Source organism: Vibrio gazogenes (assembly GCF_002196515.1).
GTDB lineage: Bacteria > Pseudomonadota > Gammaproteobacteria > Enterobacterales > Vibrionaceae > Vibrio > Vibrio gazogenes_A.
In genome coordinates, this window is sequence record NZ_CP018835.1 from 259,187 (window position 1) to 280,157 (window position 20,971).

At 44.4% G+C, this 20,971-nt stretch carries 20 protein-coding genes and 1 riboswitch; of the genes, 11 read left to right on the forward strand and 9 right to left on the reverse strand.

Features of this window, described 5'->3' with window-relative positions; translation table 11 throughout:
- Nucleotides 1-427 precede the first annotated feature (427 nt).
- Nucleotides 428-521, forward strand: a riboswitch (glycine riboswitch).
- Nucleotides 522-629: 108 nt separating this feature from the next.
- Nucleotides 630-1,997, forward strand: a complete 1,368-nt coding sequence (locus tag BSQ33_RS01200) for an alanine/glycine:cation symporter family protein (RefSeq protein ID WP_021020265.1) — start codon at nt 630-632, stop codon at nt 1,995-1,997.
- Nucleotides 1,998-2,011: 14 nt separating this feature from the next.
- Here the strand turns inward: BSQ33_RS01200 and BSQ33_RS01205 are convergent, their stop codons facing one another.
- Both BSQ33_RS01205 and BSQ33_RS01210 read right to left on the reverse strand, forming a co-directional pair.
- Nucleotides 2,012-3,034, reverse strand: a complete 1,023-nt coding sequence (locus BSQ33_RS01205; protein ID WP_088133003.1) for a zinc dependent phospholipase C family protein — start codon at nt 3,032-3,034, stop codon at nt 2,012-2,014.
- Between the two features lie 164 nt (nt 3,035-3,198).
- Entirely contained in the window at nt 3,199-4,047 is an 849-nt protein-coding gene (locus BSQ33_RS01210) for a DUF4123 domain-containing protein (protein ID WP_021020263.1), read from the reverse strand.
- 421 nt (nt 4,048-4,468) lie between these two features.
- Between BSQ33_RS01210 and BSQ33_RS01215 the strand changes: the two genes are divergently transcribed.
- Nucleotides 4,469-5,953, forward strand: coding sequence for a carboxypeptidase M32 (locus BSQ33_RS01215; RefSeq protein ID WP_088133005.1), 1,485 nt, complete (start codon nt 4,469-4,471; stop codon nt 5,951-5,953).
- Nucleotides 5,954-6,075: 122 nt separating this feature from the next.
- Here the strand turns inward: BSQ33_RS01215 and BSQ33_RS01220 are convergent, their stop codons facing one another.
- Entirely contained in the window at nt 6,076-6,819 is a 744-nt protein-coding gene (locus BSQ33_RS01220) for a helix-turn-helix domain-containing protein (protein WP_088133007.1), read from the reverse strand.
- Between the two features lie 121 nt (nt 6,820-6,940).
- Nucleotides 6,941-7,402, reverse strand: a complete 462-nt coding sequence (locus tag BSQ33_RS01225) for a carboxymuconolactone decarboxylase family protein (RefSeq protein WP_088133009.1) — start codon at nt 7,400-7,402, stop codon at nt 6,941-6,943.
- 632 nt (nt 7,403-8,034) lie between these two features.
- Between BSQ33_RS01225 and BSQ33_RS01230 the strand changes: the two genes are divergently transcribed.
- Complete coding sequence (locus tag BSQ33_RS01230) at nt 8,035-8,232, forward strand: hypothetical protein (protein ID WP_021020260.1); 198 nt, start codon at nt 8,035-8,037, stop codon at nt 8,230-8,232.
- 193 nt (nt 8,233-8,425) lie between these two features.
- Here the strand turns inward: BSQ33_RS01230 and BSQ33_RS01235 are convergent, their stop codons facing one another.
- Entirely contained in the window at nt 8,426-9,355 is a 930-nt protein-coding gene (locus BSQ33_RS01235; RefSeq protein WP_198298129.1) for a dihydrodipicolinate synthase family protein, read from the reverse strand.
- A 360-nt stretch (nt 9,356-9,715) separates the two neighbouring features.
- Here BSQ33_RS01235 and BSQ33_RS01240 point away from each other — a divergent pair, with 360 nt between their 5' ends.
- Nucleotides 9,716-10,744, forward strand: coding sequence for a LacI family DNA-binding transcriptional regulator (locus tag BSQ33_RS01240; RefSeq protein ID WP_088133013.1), 1,029 nt, complete (start codon nt 9,716-9,718; stop codon nt 10,742-10,744).
- Between the two features lie 102 nt (nt 10,745-10,846).
- Here the strand turns inward: BSQ33_RS01240 and BSQ33_RS01245 are convergent, their stop codons facing one another.
- The 3 genes from BSQ33_RS01245 to BSQ33_RS01255 all read right to left on the reverse strand — a co-directional run bounded on the left by BSQ33_RS01245 (nt 10,847) and on the right by BSQ33_RS01255 (nt 13,980).
- The gene (locus BSQ33_RS01245; RefSeq protein ID WP_088133014.1) at nt 10,847-11,629 is read right to left on the reverse strand and encodes a DUF5718 family protein; all 783 of its coding nucleotides are present in this window, start codon (nt 11,627-11,629) and stop codon (nt 10,847-10,849) included.
- A 60-nt stretch (nt 11,630-11,689) separates the two neighbouring features.
- Nucleotides 11,690-12,961 (reverse strand): Nramp family divalent metal transporter, encoded by a 1,272-nt coding sequence (locus BSQ33_RS01250; RefSeq protein WP_088133016.1) that lies wholly within the window; start codon nt 12,959-12,961, stop codon nt 11,690-11,692.
- 89 nt (nt 12,962-13,050) lie between these two features.
- Nucleotides 13,051-13,980, reverse strand: a complete 930-nt coding sequence (locus tag BSQ33_RS01255) for a dihydrodipicolinate synthase family protein (protein WP_198298130.1) — start codon at nt 13,978-13,980, stop codon at nt 13,051-13,053.
- Between the two features lie 794 nt (nt 13,981-14,774).
- Between BSQ33_RS01255 and BSQ33_RS01260 the strand changes: the two genes are divergently transcribed.
- From BSQ33_RS01260 to arsC, 7 genes are all read left to right on the forward strand, one after another.
- Nucleotides 14,775-14,972, forward strand: a complete 198-nt coding sequence (locus tag BSQ33_RS01260) for a hypothetical protein (RefSeq protein WP_088133018.1) — start codon at nt 14,775-14,777, stop codon at nt 14,970-14,972.
- A 680-nt stretch (nt 14,973-15,652) separates the two neighbouring features.
- Complete coding sequence (locus BSQ33_RS01265) at nt 15,653-16,126, forward strand: sporulation protein (protein ID WP_088133020.1); 474 nt, start codon at nt 15,653-15,655, stop codon at nt 16,124-16,126.
- Between the two features lie 377 nt (nt 16,127-16,503).
- On the forward strand, nt 16,504-16,836 hold the full coding sequence (locus BSQ33_RS01270) for a metalloregulator ArsR/SmtB family transcription factor (protein WP_088133022.1): 333 nt from the start codon (nt 16,504-16,506) through the stop codon (nt 16,834-16,836).
- Nucleotides 16,837-16,852: 16 nt separating this feature from the next.
- Nucleotides 16,853-17,323 carry an arsenate reductase ArsC gene (locus BSQ33_RS01275; RefSeq protein WP_021020255.1) on the forward strand — a complete coding sequence of 157 codons (471 nt, stop codon included), beginning with the start codon at nt 16,853-16,855 and terminating at the stop codon, nt 17,321-17,323.
- Between the two features lie 14 nt (nt 17,324-17,337).
- Entirely contained in the window at nt 17,338-18,042 is a 705-nt protein-coding gene (gene arsH, locus BSQ33_RS01280; protein WP_198298170.1) for an arsenical resistance protein ArsH, read from the forward strand.
- 17 nt (nt 18,043-18,059) lie between these two features.
- On the forward strand, nt 18,060-19,079 hold the full coding sequence (arsB, locus tag BSQ33_RS01285) for an ACR3 family arsenite efflux transporter (protein WP_021020253.1): 1,020 nt from the start codon (nt 18,060-18,062) through the stop codon (nt 19,077-19,079).
- Between the two features lie 113 nt (nt 19,080-19,192).
- Nucleotides 19,193-19,618 (forward strand): arsenate reductase (glutaredoxin), encoded by a 426-nt coding sequence (gene arsC, locus BSQ33_RS01290; RefSeq protein ID WP_088133026.1) that lies wholly within the window; start codon nt 19,193-19,195, stop codon nt 19,616-19,618.
- Between the two features lie 164 nt (nt 19,619-19,782).
- On the opposite strand, the gene galK is transcribed toward arsC, so the two are convergent.
- Nucleotides 19,783-20,946: a galactokinase gene (galK, locus tag BSQ33_RS01295; RefSeq protein ID WP_088133028.1), complete on the reverse strand. Its 1,164-nt coding sequence runs from the start codon at nt 20,944-20,946 to the stop codon at nt 19,783-19,785.
- Nucleotides 20,947-20,971: the final 25 nt, after the last annotated feature.

Consider the following 20,971-nt stretch of genomic DNA (forward strand, 5'->3'; position numbering starts at 1 on the left):
ATGATGCCCTTCTGTATGTTCTCACGAGTGTCGTATCGAACCAAAACATATGCAAGCGCAATCAAAACAATAATTGCAATGAGTCTAACCATAATTATTCCGCCTTACTCATCTAGGGTTTATATCATGATTCTTTTATTTAAGGTCAGAGGAAAGTCGATAATACATCAAGTCATCATTTTTTATAGATTTACGTAAATTCTGTAGGTGACATCACAATTTTTTTGGATTAACATCAGCTCGTAAATCATCAAACTAGATGATTGTTCCAGTGAAGACTACAGGAGAGAGGTTGTTAACCTAATTTTAACATTAGGACTAACATTTCCCACCGAAGAAGTAAATCTTTCAGGTGTATCACGCTTAATGTTGAAGAGCTTTCAATTTTGAAGAACGCTTCATTTTTTGGGATACGAGGACTGTAGTTGGAGGAACCTCTGGAGAGAACCGTTGAATCGGTCGCCGAAGGAGCAAGTCCCATCCGGGATGAAACTCTCAGGCAAAAGGACAGAGGAGTGAAAGGCCCATTTTTTGAAATTAATTCAACGCGTCGTCCGTAATGTCAGGATGATCACTTTATAATAAACCTTTCCTCTTCTCCTTATGTGTACTTATTTTAAGGGGAAATCATGCAAAACCTGCAATCCATATTCAGTGCTATCGATAGTTTTATTTGGGGACCACCATTACTCTGCTTATTGGTCGGAACCGGTATCTATTTCACGTTCAGTCTCGGACTCCTGCAATTCCGTCATCTACCCACCGCGTTAAAACTCGTGTTTGGTCGCTCCCCTCAAGGGAAAACCGGTGATGTTTCCAGCTTCGCGGCATTATGTACCGCCCTATCCGCAACGATCGGAACCGGCAACATTGTCGGTGTCGCAACAGCTATCAAGCTCGGCGGCCCCGGTGCGCTGTTCTGGATGTGGTTTGCGGCCTTGTTTGGCATGGCCACCAAATACGCAGAGTGCTTGCTGGCCGTCAAATATCGTAAAACCGATGCAAAAGGCCAAATGGTTGGCGGGCCAATGTATTTTCTACAGTACGGTGTCGGCTCAAAACTATTGGCGACTGCCTTTGCTGTGTTTGCGATTGGTGTTGCATTCTTTGGGATCGGCACATTCCCGCAAGTCAACGCCATTGTCGATGCATCACAACTCTCATTCGGGGTATCCCGAGAACTCGCGGCCGGTATCCTGACGCTGCTTGTTGCCATCGTTACCATTGGCGGTATTCAGTCAATTTCGAAAGTTGCCAGTAAAGTGGTACCGACCATGGCCCTATTTTATATTCTGGCCTGTCTGTCGATCTTAATCATGCAAGCAGATCAGTTTGTTCCGGCGGTCCTGCTAGTGATTCAATCCGCTTTCACATCAACAGCTGCAACCGGTGGTTTTGCCGGTGCAACCATTATGTTAGCGATTCAGGCCGGTGTTGCTCGCGGGGTATTCTCCAATGAGTCCGGCCTCGGTAGCGCACCGATGGCCGCCGCAGCCGCAAAAACCGATTCTTGCGTACGGCAAGGGTTGATCTCGATGACGGGGACATTCTTCGATACGATTCTGATCTGTACCATGACCGGGCTGGCGTTAATCCTCACCAATACATGGCAGGGAGATTTGTCCGGTGCCGCCATGACCACTCATGCATTTGCAGTCGGTCTTGATTCAGCCACGGTTGGTCCACTACTCGTATCGATTGGTTTAATCTTCTTTGCATTTACCACGATTCTGGGCTGGAACTATTACGGTGAACGCTGTGTCGTCTTCTTGTTCGGCACCAAAGGCATTCTGCCCTATAAACTGATCTTCATCGCGTTGATTGCTTCCGGTTCATTTTTGCACTTGGATTTAATCTGGATTATTGCCGATATCGTCAATGGTTTGATGGCCATCCCGAACTTGATTGGCTTGCTGATGTTACGAAAAGTCGTTATTGAAGAAACCGCGTTATTCTTCCGCCACGGCATGATGAAGTCTGCGCCCGCAGAAGCCTGAATACCGTTCAAGGTTTAACGCTGAGTAGCGCGCGTTGTGTGATCGGCCACAAGCGCGCTCAATCCCGATTTACCAAAGCTCGTTGTAGGTGCTGCTGTCGATTGTAGCTTTTGCCGCTCCGCCCATTCTTGCGACCAAAGTGTTAGATTCCCCTGCTCACATCGTCCTGTGTCCAGATTCCAGTTCTTAAGCCAGTCTGTTGTCGCATGATCATAAACGCTCCGGCCAAGCAGCCGCTGATAGTGAACAACGTTCGCGACCGTAAAATCAAACACCTGATCATAGTGCCAATCACCATAAGGCGTCTCCAGATGGGTAATGTACTGCTGATCAATGGCTGAAATCTGTGGATAGACCAAGCCGAGAAAAGCCGCAACATGACGGGAAAACGGAAATAACCGATATTGGTCTTCCACCAAGGCCATGACACGAATAAAAGCGACATACCAACCATGAATATCCGGTGTCCCGAGCCGTTGCCCGTATGTATCCAGCAACGACTCTCGCCAGATCATCTCAATCACATGATCAATCTGATTCGGCGACTGTATTGCAGCACAGTGCAACAAATGACGCGATAAACGTTCGACATACCCGATATCACCCAACCCCATCCGTTGCCAGATAAACGCATCCTGATGCATCTCACATTCCCGATGCTGCTGTCGATTCTGATCGTAGTCCCCGACTTTGATCTCAATCACCGGGTGAATCGTGACATCCGTGATCACATGGGCGAGAAACCCACTCAGCCAGGCAAATGCTCGGTCCTGCTGCTCTCCGTACAGACGACGCACATGCGCAATCATACCGCGCACCAAATCCCCGACATATTGATAATGCATTCGATCAGCCCATGCTGCCTGAAGCGAATCGGTAATTTTCAGATAAGGAAAATCCGGAGAAACCGCACCCATTTCAACATAGCGTTGATTCACCAGTAAAATACGCTGCATTTGGCTGGGCAAAGTATACCGAACATCTCCCTGCATGAATGCCTGATTGACCGCCGTGATGTGGGCAAATGCACCCGGCATAATAAACCTTCATGATTACTTACCTGATGACTATAAATTACGTGATTTATATGACAGTTATCTTGCATAAGCAGTGATAAAACCCGATGTAATCCTCTCTGACTGTTGTCGGTACTTCGCCTTCTGAACCCACACGTCGGTACTGGCGAACACGCACCGAGCAATCACACACCCAACGCATACTGTTTTGCGCATCGGGCGGCCTGACGAATCCGCTGAGTCGGTGTCCTTTCCGGTGAGGGAAAGTGAATCAGTTGATAAATGTCTGGATACACTTCCCCCGCCACCGCGGATTCTCCCAACCAACCGATGATATTGAAGTAATTCAATTGATCCTGACGGGTGACAAACCCTTTCTGACGGGCAATCTGAGCATGGGCTTCAACCCACAGATCGCCACGTTCTTGCTGGAACAGCACCTCGGGAAAATGTCGTTTCATGTGATGGTATATCGCTTCAAGCAGGCTCTGCCACGCGATCTGGCTGAGTTGTTGCCACTGCACGGGGGTGAGTTGCAGCGGTAATTCAAATTCAACCATGGGTTCAAAATCAGACCGGTCTATCGCTTTCCAGCCTAAAGAGGTTGGGAGCCACACCTGATTCATCGGCAGCCAAAACCAATGACACGACGCACTGAGTAAAGTCCATGCCACATCGGCATGAGCCATGTTGAGATAACTTGTTGTCCCATAAGGAGACAACACCTGTATCTGCTGCCGAAAATGTTCAGCAAGTGTCTCGATCGACCAGGATGAACTGAAGAAAAATCCCTCCGCCCCGCGCTGGTGTCGCAAAAACCATTGCTTCACGACATCATTCACAACCAACAGATAAGGTGACTGTTCTTCATCCGATTCATAGAGATAAATTGCGGCCGACTCGACAATGGGCTCACCAGGAAAATAGTTTTGGTTATACGGTGGCAGTTGTCGGCCATCCACAAACAAATACAGATGATGCTCCGTACCTGTCGGTATTCGAGCCAATGCTTGTTCAGATTGCAATATGCTCATCGTGCCAAACCATCCACGGTGATCCGAGAAGATGTACAGACAAGATGATTCAGAAGATGGCCGACATAACAAATAGAGACATCACAAGTGACTATCATGATCATTCCTTTTATATAGATAGGCGAGAAACGACTCCGTCCAAAAACACAACGGATTCAACAAATTGTTTACCACACAACAAAACTCATATGAATAAACATTTAATCTCAAATGAGAAAATAATTCTATCAATATTCTTCCCATCATGAAGATTGCATTTTGCTGTTTAGATCACTTTTGGGAGTCACTTAACAAATAGAACCCATAATAAAAAGCACATAAAAATCAATAAGTCATAAAAAATAAAAATCATTGTGTGTTTCACTGCATCTTGATATACCCTTGAGTTCATTTGCTACCACTTAAATAAGAGGTTGAATCTATGAACGCGTACCATCAGTTGGTTGAGCATACAAAAAATATCGCTCACTTCGAGCATCTTTCTGCAATCTGCGGCTGGGATCAGGCAGCGATGATGCCAGCAGGCGGGGCTGAAGCGCGTGCCCAAGCAATGGCCGCGTTACAAGTCCATATTCACCAGTTGATGAATCAGCCCCAACTGACTGAATGGTTTGCTCAGGCAGAGCAAGAACCACTTTCAGCAGAGCAGCAAGCCGTGCTTCGCGAGATGAAACGGCAGTGGCAACAAGCCACCGTGCTGCCTGAATCACTAGTTCAGGCACAATCAATCGCTGGCGCCCGATGTGAACATGCGTGGCGGCAACAAAGACAAGACAATGATTGGGCCGGTTTCTCAGCCAACTGGGAGGAAGTCGTTAAACTCTCACGCGAAGAAGCACAGATCCGGGCCGCAGCGACAGGCAAGACCCCATATGATGCAATGCTTGACCTTTATGAACCCGGTGCATCGACCCAAACACTGGACAGCTTGTTTGACGACGTCAAATCTTGGTTGCCCGCGCTCATTGATCGTGTTCTTGAAAAACAGTCGCATGAATCTATTCTGTTACCGCGGGGTAACTATCCGAGTGAGACACAAAAATCGCTGGGATTAGCTGTCATGAAACAGCTGCAATTCGATTTCGATCACGGGCGGCTGGATGAAAGCACTCACCCGTTTTGTGGTGGTGTGCCTACCGATGTCCGTATCACGACACGCTATAGTGAAACGGAATTTGTGCAATCGTTGATGGGAATCGTCCACGAAACCGGCCACGCGCGCTATGAACAGGGATTACCCAAAGCATATGCCGGCACACCGGCCGGTGAAGCACGGTCGATGGGGATTCATGAATCGCAATCACTTTTCTTTGAAATGCAGATTGGGCGCAATCCGTTGTTCATCAATCATCTGGCCGATTTGGCATCGCAGCATTTCAACGCACACAATGACCCCGTGTTTGCCAAAGCCAATCTGCAAAAACTTTATTCCAGAGTGAGCAAGGATTTCATCCGCGTCGATGCCGACGAACTCACCTACCCTGCCCATGTCATTTTGCGTTACGAAATCGAGCGCGACCTGATCAACGGTGTGATCGAATTCCGTGATGTACCCGAGTTATGGGATCATAAAATGCAGAACTATCTCGGGCTATCCACCCAAGGCAATTATCGCCAAGGTTGTATGCAAGATATTCACTGGACTGACGGCTCATTCGGCTATTTCCCTTCTTATACACTCGGTGCGATGTATGCCGCTCAATTTATGGCGGCCATGAAGAAAACGGTCGATGTTGACGGAGTCATCCACAGTGGCGATTTGACACCGATATTCACTTGGCTATCTGACAATATTTGGTGTAAAGGGAGTTTGTTAACCACCGATGAGCTGGTGAAACAAGCGACGGGTGAGACGTTGAATGCTGAGCATTTTAAAGCCCACCTTGAAGGTCGTTATCTCGGTTAAGCTATCTTGGTTTAGATCTATCTTGGAATAATCAAAAAGCGGAATTCATTCCGCTTTTTGACTTTCATGTCACGAGCTCACACCAGCCGAAATGACTCACCAATTATCGGATCACCGCTTAATTAAAGCCTGTTCGGCTTTTTTCTTTTCCGCACAAACTGTTTGGGTGTCATACGCGCAATCTGCTGACATTCCCGGGTCATATGGGCCTGATCAGCAAAGCCCTGCTCCAGCGCCAGATCCGATAAAGAGATGTTAGGCTGTGCCCGAAGCTGCTCTAAAGTCTGTCTCACCCGTATAATGCGCTGATAATGTTTCGGAGTAATCCCCAGCCATTTCTGAAACTGACGTTCTCTCTGACGCTGACTGATCGTTGCTCGCTCTTGGTGGATAATATGACTGACATCCTGAGGCTCATATGCTGCAATCAGATCTTGGCACCAGTGGTATAACGCAACCATTCTTGCTGACGGCGAATGCGCTGCTTGCAGAGATTCAAATGTCGCTAACGCCAAAGAGGCGAGCGGATGATCCCCCTCAATTCGTAACGGCTGTGCTAAGCGTTGACCAAACAACTGATAACTGACAGCAGGATGAAAGCGCACCCCGGCCATAACTGTACCGGGTGGCAGACAAACCTGATGCGCCAGTGTGCTGACTGGCAGTAACAGAACCCCCGGGCTCTGCCACTCGCCGTCCATCTGCACCTCATTTTGCAAAATGAACGTCACGCCAGTTCCGGCATCACTGAGTAATTGCTTATGCACCGTTTGCACCGTGTCAGACGCGACGGAAACCGACCAGATTGCCTGAATATGGCTAGCTAACCTCCCCTGAGGTTTAAATATCTCAAAGTCCAAACTCAAACGAATTATCCCTATTTAACCGCAACTCAGAAAAGAACATCGTATCAATTGATACGCTTTCTTCTTCGTCTTAAGTTAAAGTATAAACGGTGAAGTCACGATTAGATTAACCCGAGTTAAATTATTTGGGCTGGTATACACCCACCTGAGGCTTAAATGCCTTCACGATTCGATTCCAACTATTGATGGCATTGATCGCAAACGTCAGGTTGACCATCGCTTTTTCACCAAAGGTATTCAAAGTAAGTTGATAGGTATCATCATCGACCGGCAGGCCTGCCGTCAGTAATTCAGCCCAGCCCAACGCAACTTGTTCTGGATCGCTGTAGAAGTACATGTCTTTCCACGCACTAAGCCCCCATATCCGTTCAGGCCGTTCTCCGAGTTTAAGTGCGTCTTTACTGTGCATATCGATACAAAATGCACACTGATTGATTTGTGAAACACGCAACTTGACCAGTTCCCATATGGTCATATTCATGGTGTCAGATTGGCGAAATTGCTCATGGAAATACGCTTCCTGAGCATACAAGATGTCAATTGCCTTTGGTGCGATGTCAGTATAGCTGAGTCGTTTTTGCATGGTCTTTCTCCTTTATTTTGTACATGATAAAAAACGCGCTGAGCAATAGATTGAAGATTTTCGACATTTTGCTGAAATTCCCCCCACAACCATATTTCGGTCATCAACGAAGCATCGTTTTTTCAATTCGCTATAGTAGCTGCAACAAGACTTGGGCCGATTAGAACAACGCAACAGACAACTGATTGCGGATATCGCCCCAAGCAAAGTTAAGCACGCTTGAAAAACAGTCGGTTTATTTCTAAATCAAGACTTCCCAATCAATCGGTGGCTGTAGTGATCTGACAGCCACTGTCACTTCAATGCTACCCTGTTAACTCACTCGCAAAACCTCATACTTTTTTCATACTTTTATTTTCCCCAAAACAGATAACCTACGCCCTGCACTGGCAGAATCCGGTGCCGGGCGTAGGAACCCGCTCACAAGACTCCAAGTATTATAGGTTGCTAACTTTTAGTTGGTTTTCTACTATATGCGGCTTCAGCACATCTGAATTATGGTGAGCTGGGCAAGGCAGCCTTGGCTGACCGTGTCTTGGAGAGCGGTATTCCTACACCTTGTTCCAGTTCACCACCCGAGTGTAGGAACTCTTGTGGTGAGTTTATTTTCATCATTCTCCAAGGAATCAACTATGTACGAAACTATCCCTTACGATCCCGTGTTTGCCCAAAAAGCCCGCGAATACCTGCGCCAGTTAGAAGAGATGTTTGAAGCCGAACAGCGGCAAAACAGTCAAGAGCTGCGCAACGTGCTGCTGTATCTGAACAATCTGATTACCACCCATTACGTGCGCTACCATCAAGAGCTTGATGGGGAGGATTTGGTGTAGTTACTGGTAAGATGATGTCGAGCCGCGAATGCGGCTCGTTTTAGAAAGGCATAAATGGTCTGCTATTCACTTCATAAGATACCACCTCTGCCGGTTAACTCGTTGAGACATATTCACCTCAGCAGAGCTAACCACTGCTACTTTTTTCAAACCGTATAGCCAGCAACTCGGTGACTGGCTATACGCTTTTTCATTAATCAACAAGTCCGGCAGAACGAAGAGCGGCTGCAATTTCTTCGTGTGCACCTTCTTGTAGGGGTTGGAGCGGATTACGAACTGTTGCATGCTCAAGAATACCCCGAGCAACCAGACCTTCTTTTAACGCCACTGTGCCTTCCATATGTGAACCGCGATGATAAACATTCTGAGTCACTGGGAATAATTGATCATGAATGGCACGGGCTTTCGGATAGTCACGCGCTTTACCAGCTTCAATCAGTTCAACCAAAGGCTCAGGCGCCAGACCGCCGTAACCGACGAGCGCACCGTCAACATCAAACATGGTGTGAAGTAGATATTCATCATGGCAGGTCAAAATCGTTAGCTCTGGACATTCACGACGAATAATTGGAATTTCGGTATCCCAGCGGCGCATGTTGCGAACACCATTTTTCATCGCAATCACACCCGGCTGTTTTGCAATATCTAACAGGGTTTGCAGGTTATAAGTCGCTTTCGTCACATCAGGATATTGGAACAGAATCAGTGGTAATCCACTTTCTTCATGGACTGTTTTATAACGTTTTTGCGGGGCACCTTCTTGGTAACCAAAACGTAGCCAACCGTGTGAAGGATACAGCAGACCCGCAGAAGCACCGGCTTCGACCGCACGCTTCGCTTCCAGCGCTGCAACCATATCCCCTTCACCAGTAATACCGGCGATAATTGGGATTTCATCATTGACCGCATCTTTAAAAGCAGTAATCACCGCGCACTGCTCTTCAGGCGTTAAAAAAGTCCCTTCGCCTGCATGACCAAGCACGACAAGCCCTTTCACGCCATCAACACTTGCCAGCCATGAACCGAGGCGTTTGATCGCAGCAAAGTCAACATCGCCATCACGGGTAAAAGGGGTTACTGGAGCAGGTACAAGACCTTTCAAATCAATTTCGTGTTTCATCATTCGTTCCTATTTATTTGTATTTGTTTGCCAAAGTGCAAACGTTCTTGCAAACGTTTGCACTTTGGGTTTAATATACTGCGAATCAGCTTTGCTTCAAGAAAAGTTGCTGCTTATTGCCAATGAATTCACAAAAAAAATAAGAATTATTTCGTGCATCTTTCCACGTGATCTAGCACACAGAAATTTTATTTAATACGTTTTAAGGAAATGAGGATGTGACATGAAAATGTACTGCAAATTATAAGATGAGATTGAAGCATTTGAATCTTTAAAACGAACGTTCCATGCCGTCATGTAACTTTTACTCTCGGCAGGCTCTAGTGTTATAATTGCCCGACTATTATAAATGATATTACTATAATGAATGACTTAACGAACCAAAAACCTCCGGCAAAAGCCTTACCTGTAACGTTAAAAGATGTCGCAAAAGCGACTGGCGTAAGTATATCTACCGTATCTCGGATCCTTGATGAGCGATTACCTAAATCCAAGAGCAAATCGGCAGAGAAAGTCAGGGCTGTCGCTAAAGAGCTTGGATATACACGAGATGTCATGGCATCCAGTTTAAGGAGAGGTGGAACTGGAACTATCGGCGTTTTGGTTCCTCACCTTACAGACACCGTGATGGCTATTCTGTATGAAGAGTTAGCAAAAGCTGCTCAACAAAGTGGCTATTTTACAATTGTGGCTACGTGTGGTGATGAGTTAGAAGAGGAAGAAAAAGCGATTGAATCTCTTTTAGGGAGACGTGTTGATGGGCTCATTCTTGCGACTTCAAGATTAGATAGTCATTCTACAGAAAAGTTAAGACGCTCCGGAGTGCCTCATACATTAGTATTGAGAACCGACCATACGAGTAACTCCGTTGTGGGCAACGATATTCATGGTGGATATATAGCGACTCGTCATTTAATCGATCTCGGCCATACAAGAATTGGGATTGTTGCTGGTCCGAGTTACTCATCGAACTCATTGGGTCGAACTGAAGGGTATAAAAATGCATTAACACAAGCCGGAATAGCGTTTGAACAATCGCTATGTATTGAATCACGTTTTGATTTTGAATCCGGAGAGAATGCAGGAAGAACCCTTTTAAGTCTGCCAGATAGACCGACTGCCATTTTCGCCGTGACCGACAACCTAGCCCTCGGTGTTATATCTGCAGCAAAAGAATTCAAATTAACGCCAGGAACAGATTTTGCGTTAGTTGGCTACAATGATACGCCACTCGCAAATATGCTACCGACACCGATATCATCTGTTCATATTCCGTTAGATTTTATCGCTTACAAAGCGGTCGATCTTTTATTTGGAGACAAAACAGGCGAAATTGTAGAAATTATGCCGAGCTTAATTCCTAGACATTCATCCATCTATTACAAGGTGTAGATATTATTCATCGTTTACAAGAAAAAGTTTATCAATAACAAATCCGAGTAAAATATCACTCGGATTAATGCCCTCTATCCCATCACTTTTAACGACTGATACTTATATAATAACTTTTTGATATATATTTACTATATTCTCTTTATCTAAATCATAGTTATTAACTATTTTCTCTATTTCTTCTTTATCATACTGCCCGTCTTTATATAACAATATAAACACTTCATCACCATTTTTTAAGAAATTATCTTTCCCAAAATCAGTATAGCGAGTCGCGCCTATGGCAATTTGAATCGTTTCAGGAAAGTCACAACTTTCCAGGATATTGATTAAATCATCTTTTACTTCAGTTTCTTCTTGACTATTTATTGTATCTTTTATCCAAGATAACAATGTATCATATTTGAATGTGTACTCTTTTGTAGAACAATCCTCATTGTATTGATGAAGGACATTATTTCGCTTTACAAAACTAACAATTCTTAAATTTTCTAATTCCGAATCTTCAGCGTATGAACATAAAGGAATAGGTTTCAAATAAGCCCCTTTAGAGCAAGTCCCCCAGTTTTTCTTCAGTGAGATTTTCTTTATGTCATTACTTCTAATTGAGCAATCGTTAAATAAAGTATAATGTGTAGCGCTCAGGTTAACGACTTTACCATCTTTATATTGCACATCGAAAAAAAGGGATATTTCAGGCTCAATTTGATAATTATAATCATTTGTTATTCTCAGGTAATCTTCGCTGACAGGATAAACACTAAGATAACCATCCATTCCTTTGGCATAAATTGGGAATATACACCCAGGAATATCAATGTTGTTATTTCCCTTATTTACTTGACCTAAATGACCTTTAAAATTACCGGATATTCCGAATATCATATATCACCTCATTCAAATAACATCTAGGGTTTACGAATATCCCCTAGATGTTATGCTGTTTTATGCAAAAAGTTTAATAATCAATCTAAATGACAAAGAAAATATTGCAAGTAAACCTATCAATCCCATTGTTAGATGTAAGTTTTTATTCACTAACTTACCCATAATGGATTTTTTAGATGAAATAACAAATAATAGGATACCTAAAAACGGTGCGACAAGAACTGTTAAAGCTTGTGCTAAAATAATTAATTTAATTGGTGAGCCATTATTAAATATGGCAACTGATGCGCCAAATATTAAAATACCATAGACAAAAAATTTCACTTTTGAACATGATAATTTATTACCCCACCCTACCGCATCACATAATAGTGTTCCGCCAGCAGAGGCATTTGCGGCCATAGATGAAAATGCCGCAGAAAAGAACCCAATACTAAAAATAATGGATCCCATTTTTCCTGATAACGGCTCTAATACTTTAGTCAGTTGGGTAAAATTATTCGCTGTTTCACCTGTCACATTAAATACTGCGGCAGATACAATGATAACCAACATTGTCATAGCCGCCGTAGCTATATTGCCAGGGATCGTATCAGCAATCGTAAGGTGCTTATATTGCTCTGGTTTCAGCCCGCGCTCATGGATAGAATATCCACTATAAAATGCTGAATTAATCGAAAAGTTTGTGCCAATTAATGCTATTAGTAAATACCCTGCTTCAGCCGGTATTGTGGGAATAAATCCCATAGAGACATCAACCCACTCAGGATCACTTAAAATCGCAGATCCCAAAAAACCTAATGACATAATTGCAATCAGAGCGACAAGCATCTTCTCTAATGCGCGATACGCATTTTTCATCGCAATCAAAATACCAACTGCGACAGTTGAAGCCAATACCCAAGCAACAACTGAACCACCAAATAATAACTGTAAAGCGATACCAGAGCCGACTGCATTCCCAACAGAAAAACATAACGTAATGAAAAATACACCGACCCCAGCTAACACGCCAATTTTGTGACCTAAAGTTTCCTTGATTGTATCAACTAATGATTTTTCACCCGTTGCAAGGCCGATTCTCACAGACATGTCATTAAAGAAAAACATGAGAATACCAGAGACAACGATGACCCATAGTAGATGGTATCCATATTGACTACCTGCTTGTACGGCTGATGTCAGTGCACCGGGGCCGAATCGCCATGCACCAGCAACAAATGCGGGTCCCATGAGGAGTAAAATCTTGTACCAATTAGACGACTTTTCGCCTTGTTGATACGAGTTACCGACAGTTTTTACTGTCTCTATTCTCGTATTAGATTTCATACAATACCTACATTTTTTGTTTCACGTTTGAATTATTATTTTTTATAGAGGACCAGAATCTCTTGGATTCTGGTCTCGACATGCTCGTGTTAATCAACGAGTCCGGCAGAACGAAGAGCGGCGGCAATTTCTTCGTGCGCACCTTCTTGTAGGGGGCGGAGTGGATTACGAACTGTTGCATGCTCAAGAATCCCTCGGGCAACCAGTCCTTCTTTTAAGGCCACTGTTCCTTCCATATGTGAACCGCGGTGATAAACATTCTGCGTTACTGGGAATAATTGATCGTGAATGGCACGGGCTTTCGGATAGTCACGCGCTTTACCTGCTTCAATCAGTTCAACCAAAGGCTCAGGCGCCAGACCGCCGTAACCGACGAGCGCACCGTCAACATCAAACATAGTGTGAAGTAGGTATTCATCATGGCAGGTCAAAATCGTTAGCTCTGGACATTCACGACGAATAATTGGAATTTCGGTATCCCAGCGGCGCATGTTGCGAACACCATTTTTCATCGCAATCACACCCGGCTGTTTTGCAATATCTAACAGGGTTTGCAGGTTATAAGTCGCTTTCGTCACATCAGGATATTGGAACAGAATCAGTGGTAATCCACTTTCTTCATGGACTGTTTTATAACGTTTTTGCGGGGCACCTTCTTGGTAACCAAAACGTAGCCAACCATGTGAAGGATATAGCAAACCCGCAGAAGCACCGGCTTCGACCGCACGCTTCGCTTCCAGCGCTGCAACCATATCTCCTTCACCAGTAATACCGGCAATAATTGGGATTTCATCATTGACCGCATCTTTAAAAGCAGTAATCACCGCGCACTGCTCTTCAGGTGTTAAAAAAGTCCCTTCGCCCGCATGACCAAGCACAACAAGCCCTTTCACGCCATCAACACTTGCCAGCCATGAACCGAGGCGTTTGATCGCAGCAAAGTCAACATCGCCATCACGGGTAAAAGGAGTTACTGGAGCAGGCACAAGACCTTTCAAATCAATTTCATGTTTCATCATTCGTTCCTATTTATTCGTTGTATTTTTCCCTCAAACTGAGAACGTTCTTGCAAACGTTTGCAGCTCAATTAATATACTTCGAACCAACTTTGCTTCAAGAAAAGTTGACTTTTATTGCCAATGAATTCACAAAAAAAAGTAAGAGTTATTTAATATATTTTCTACTGTGAGATCGCTCAAAGAAATATAGTAGGAATATGTTATTTGCACGGGGCATGAAAAGAATTGACAGCCAATACACGATTGCGCAGATCATATGAGTTGGAACAAGAGGGATGACCGATTTATAATTTTAGTCAACTAAATCATAATGTTATGAAAATTTCGATGAGATTTATGTAATAACGGGAGAGCCATACCAGCCCCCCGAAACCACAAACTGGGGAAGTCAGTATAATAATGGTAAATTACAATTTAGAAGCATGGCATCTGTCGCTATATTTCTAATTGAACGTATTTATAGTACGAAGTAAAAATATAGACATTTTATTTATATGATGCTCGGCTACCTTTCTCGCTCTTCTATCAAATTAAATTGAACCTTTAAAATAATGTTAGGCTATTAATCTGGCTAATATACCACTGCCAGCATATAAAAGAATAAACCCTGTTAACTCACTCGCAAAATCTCATACTTTTTTAATACTTTTAATTTCCTGAAATCAGATAACCTGACTCCTGTACTGGCCAAATCCAGTGCCGGGCGTAGGAACCCGCAGTCATTTGTTCTTCAGGTACTATCGGTTGCTAACTTTATGTTGGTGAAACAACTTTTTACTCTTCAGGAGTCAACTATGTACGAAACGATCCCCTACGATCACCAATTCGCCCAAAAAGCCCGCGAATACCTGCGCCAGTTAGAAGAAATGTTTGAAGCCGAACAGCGGCACAATAGTCAAGAACTGCGTAATGTACTGCTCTATCTCAATAACCTGATTACCACCCATTATGTGCGCTACCATGAAGCCCCTGATGGAGAGGATTTGATGTAGTGATTAGATTTCGAGCCGCTATTGCGGCTCGTTTTATAAAATAGCCATAATAGATGCTGATTTAGATTATGAGAGCGCCTGAGCAAACTGCTTTAGTGGTCAAACCGACGAGCTTACACATTGAGAAACTGTGAACAACTTATTATTTCCCCCCAATCGTCATCCATTTCTGAATATCTCGATTTCATCATTCCATTCAAGCTATCAATCATATTAAAAATATATTTATAGCAGAGCAATATTTTTGATTAATATTTATACAAAACACCCCGTCACTGCGACAAATATAACCAATAACAAGGTGCGATGGTTCTTCGAAGTTCAAGCATCACCAATGAAACGACCAATTTTTAGTCAATTCAGTGTCACACCATTCAGACTCAGATTGATTGCAAGCATCAGATAAATCAGCTTTTTTGTGAATACAAAGACATTATTGATAAAAATATTGTTGTATAATCGAAGTATCGCACATCATATAGACGCATATTTCCCAGTCTGACCGCATTTTTGAGCGAAATTCATCAGCTCGAAAAGTGATGCGCGATAATCTTTTTTATATAGAAATCATAAGAAGATTCGTAAAAATGCAGCGTTATGCATTTAACAATACAACGTCAATATTTCAGAATCTATTCATGGTTCAAATTTTAAACCATAGTTAAATTAAAGGAAAAAAAATGGGGTTTTTCGATAAAGTAAAATCAATTAAGAATTTCATTACCGGTGGTGCGGCGAAAGTTTATTTAGACTCATCAGAAATTGTGTTTGGTGAGCAGTTTGAATTGCGAATTAGAGTTCAGGTTGATGATGCTGATTTAAAAATCGATCGCGTTTATGTTGAAATTGAAGGTATAGAAGAAATAGAAGTACCGGATGTCGATGTCATTTATGAGTACGATGACGAAGAGGAACGGCGCCTAGAAATCGTACGAGCAGAAACCACCACCACAGAATTAGAAATCACAGTGGATGACGGGCAAGTTTTAAATGCCAATGAAAAATACGAATGGACAGTCAATATCGAGTTACCAAGTGACGCCCTGCCTCCGTATAATGGCCAATATTGTCAGCATTCATACATGGCGCGTGCGTCGCTGGATTGTTTCGGCAACGACCCCGATTCTGGTTGGATTGAGCTGGATATCAACTAAAATCACCATAAACCAGTCAGCAGGAAACGGCGTTCCTGCTGGCGATAATATCCAATGTTTGAGTGAATTGATGGCATGATAATGTGTACTGAATCATCACTCATTTTTTGGTCACTGTCGTATGAACCAATCCCCTTCCCCAAAAAATCTCATACTTTTTCCATACTTTCTCTTCCCAACAATTCGATAACCTGACTCCTGCACTGGCAAAATCCAATGTCGGGCGTTGGAACTAAAATGCCCATAAGGTCAGCAAACCTTGCGGCACGCTATTACCTCTGCGCACAAGTACAATACAAGTTTGACATATGGGAAAACATATATATTATTTAACACATATATGTTTTAAGAGATATGTGTTAAAAGAGATATAAACCATGACACCACTACAGTTTTTTAAATGCTTGTCAGATGACACCAGACTCAAGTCGATTCTGATTATTCACCAACTTGAGGAAGCTTGCGTGTGTGATCTCATGGCAGCACTTGAGCTTGACCAACCCAAAGTTTCACGCCATTTAGCCGAGCTACGTAAATGTAATATTTTGCGAGATGAGCGCCGTGGCAAATGGGTATATTACCAACTCCATGAACAACTGCCTGACTGGGCGAAAACGGTTATCAGCCAAACGGCTGAAAGCAATCACAGCTATTTTGCTGAAGCCTTGTCAAAACTAACAGCGACCAAACAGCAAGATTCATGCTGTTAGCCCGAAAGGAGTCACCATGAAAATTCTTTATATCTGCACCCACAACCGTTGTCGAAGTATCTTATCTGAAGCCATCACCAATCATGTCGCTGGAGAGCGAATTATTGCAAGAAGTGCGGGGAGCCAGCCCTCAGGGGTCGTGCATCCGCTTTCTGTTCAGTACCTGAGAGAAGCCAACATTGCTGTCGAAGGTCTGCAAAGCCAGTCATGGGATGAGTTTGAAGATTTCAAACCCGATGTGGTTGTTACCGTGTGTGATTCTGCTGCCGGAGAAGCCTGCCCGGTGTGGTTTGGCAATTCAGTTAAAGTCCATTGGGGGCTGGCCGATCCTTCCAAAATAGAAGGGAGTGAAACCGAAAAAGCACTTGGGTTTCGCGCCTGTATTGCTGAAATCACAGCGCGGGTTAACCAATTACTCCCGATAGCAGAAAAAGCGCTCGCCCCTGCCGAACTAAAAGCTGAACTGGCGAAATTAGGAGCACTGTAGCCATGATTCACGACATGACACTGCCGAATATTGATGCGTCGCAGCTTGAAATTCCGGTATTTGATAAATGCCAGAGTACATCGGCTGACCATGCACCGCGCATACTTTTACTTTACGGCTCTTTACGGAAACGCTCGTTCAGCCGCTTAGTGATCGAAGAATGCGCTCGGCTTCTGATACGAATGGGTGCAGAAGTGAAAATCTTTGATCCCGCAGGTCTGCCACAAACTGATACTGCAGATGAAAATCACCCCAAGGTGAAAGAACTCAGAGAATACATGATGTGGTCAGAAGGTCAGGTGTGGTGTTCGCCAGAACGCCATGGCTCAATGAGCAGCATATTCAAAAGCCAGATTGACTGGGTGCCTCTGAGCATTGGTGCCGTACGGCCGACGCAGGGTAAAACGTTAGCGGTGATGCAAGTCTGTGGTGGCTCGCAGTCATTCAATGTGGTGAATCAATTACGTATTCTTGGTCGCTGGATGCGCATGGTCACCATCCCAAACCAATCCAGCGTGGCGAAAGCTTTTCTTGAATTTGATGAAAATGACAGGATGAAGCCTTCCTCCTACTACAATCGTATTGTTGATGTGATGGAAGAACTCATGAAATTCACTTTATTGCTCCGAAGTAATAAAGACTATTTGGTAGACCGGTATTCTGAACGTGTTGAGTCGGCTGAACAGTTAAGCCAGCGTGTCAACCAGCGTTCTATTTAAGGGATTAAGAGGAAGATATGGGCTTATTTGAACGTTATTTATCGGTATGGGTGGGGATTGCCATTGTGATTGGTATTCTCCTTGGCAGTGTTGTCCCTGATGCTTTCGCTGTCATCGCCAGTTTAGAATATGCGCACGTGAATCTGGTGATTGCCGTACTCATCTGGCTGATGATTTATCCAATGATGGTGCAGATTGACTTTTCCTCGTTGAAAGATGTAGGTAAAAAACCCAAAGGTCTTGCCCTCACACTCGTGATTAACTGGTTCATCAAGCCGTTTACCATGGCGTTCCTTGGCTGGTTATTCTTCAAAGGGCTGTTTGCTGACTGGGTTGACCCGCACACGGCAACCGAATATATCGCAGGAATGATACTACTCGGCGTAGCGCCTTGTACCGCAATGGTGTTTGTCTGGAGTCAACTGACCAAAGGCGATGCGAACTACACGCTGGTGCAGGTTTCCATCAATGACATCGTCATGATCTTTGCCTTTGCACCGATTGCAGGGATGCTCTTAGGTGTCACTGATATTACCGTGCCGTGGGATACACTATTTCTGTCGGTCATCTTGTATGTGCTGATTCCCCTGATTGCAGGAGCAATAACACGGCAAAAGCTGGATAAGGCGGATGACCATTCCCGATTGAATCAGTTTTTAGCGACGATGAAACCCTGGTCAGTGATCGGTTTACTGGCAACCGTCGTTTTACTCTTTGGTTTTCAATCGGAAACAATACTGGCAAAACCGCAAGCGATCGTACTGATTGCCATTCCTCTGCTGATTCAGACTTACGGCATTTTTGCGATTGCTTATTTTCTGGCAAAGCAGTTGAAGTTACCTCATAACGTTGCTGCGCCCGCTTGCATGATTGGCACATCGAACTTCTTTGAGCTGGCAGTTGCCGTCGCGATTTCGTTGTTTGGTCTGCATTCAGGCGCGGCACTGGCCACTGTGGTTGGGGTGTTGGTAGAAGTGCCCGTCATGCTGTCGCTGGTATGGTTTGCGAACCGCACTCGTCATTGGTTCAGCGCATAAACGTGTTTGAAGTGTTCTCCCAATTCGCTGGCTGGCTGATTCAGTGTCATCACTGTCACCCGAGTCCAAATTGAGCAATGCAGGCTATTCAATGAAAGGAATAAGGTAAAATTATGATTGTGATACATCACAACCCGGAATGTGGTACATCAAACAATGTTTTGCAGATCATTCAAGATGCGGGATATGTACCGGTCATCGTGGAATATTTACAAGATGGCTGGACGCGAAATCAGCTTTTAGGGCTTTTTGCAGCGGCAAACATCACACCCCGTGAAGCGCTGAGAACGACAAAATCTCCTGCCAAAGAGCTGGGATTACTCGATGAGAATGTCACCGATGAAATGCTCATCACTGCCATGCTTGAACATCCGGTGCTCGTCAACCGACCCATCGTCTGCTCCCCGAAAGGCATCAAATTATGTCGGCCAAGTGAGGCGGTGCTGGATTTACTCGACAAGTGGCCGGCCGGCCCCTACTTCAAGGAAGATGGGGAGCAAATTTTGGACGCACAGGGGCGTTTATCGGAGCGTAAATAACATCAATAAACAATGTGGGATGCGACTTCGTCAAACCGCTTGGTATTTATACTATCAGGCACGATACCGTCAGTATCCTTTGTGAATCATATTCATACCACCATATTAAGCCAGCGCTTTCACGCTGGCTTTCGTTCAAGTTTATCAAGATATTCACACCAACGTCACAGCTCACTGGTAACAAGACCGGCGCCCGCTTCTGCTTTGCAGACGTAAATCGATTCTTTGAGGCCGGTTGCTTGTTCATATTTCGCTTCAACAGCCGCTTTGACGCTATCAACCAAGGTCGATGGGATCAACGCAACGACACAGCCACCAAAGCCGCCACCGGTCATCCGCACACCACCTTGTTCGCCAATCACTTCTTTGACGATTTCAACTAAGGTATCGATTTCTTTCACGGTGATCTCGAAATCATCACGCATCGATGCATGTGACTCCGCCATTAACTGACCCATGCGATGCATATCATGGGCGCGCAGCGCTTTTGCAGCTTCAAGCGTGCGCTCATTTTCAGTGATGACATGACGGGCGCGCTTAGCGACGACTTCATCAAGTTCTGCACGTCTTTGATACAACTGCTCGATATTCACATCACGCAAGGCTTTGACCCCAAAGAAACGTGCAACTGTTTCACATTGCTGACGACGCGTGTTGTATTCACTGTCCACTAAACCGCGTTTTTTATTAGAGTTAATGATGAGTACGGCCATGTCTTCGGGCATCGATACAGCTTCGGTTGCCAGACTCCGGCAGTCCAATAGCATGGCGTGGTTTTTACGACCTTGTGCAGAAATCATTTGATCCATGATGCCGCAGTTACAGCCGACAAACTCGTTCTCCGCTTGCTGACCATTTAATGCAATTTCAGCCTGACTGATGTCGAGATCGAAAAGCGCTTTAAACGTCTGACCGATCACCACTTCAAGCGCTGCTGATGAACTTAATCCTGCCCCTTGGGGAACATTGCCGCTGACAGCGATATCAACACCACCAATCTGATAACCGCGAGCCAGCAAGCACTTTACAACGCCGCGAATATAGTTCGCCCACATTTTATCCGGCTGAAACGTGATTGCCTGAGCGAGATCGAATTCATCTACGGCATTGTCATAATCAACCGATACAACCCGCACCAGATTGTCGTTCCGCTTTGCGGCAGCAACCACAGTTTGATAGTTAATCGCGCATGGCAAGACAAAACCGTCATTGTAGTCAGTGTGTTCACCAATCAAGTTCACCCGACCGGGGGCTTGAATTATATGGCTTGGTGCATAGCCCAACACTTGTGCAAAACTCTTTTTCACATCTTGGATACAATCAGACATAAGGTCGCTCTCTTAAACATAAAAA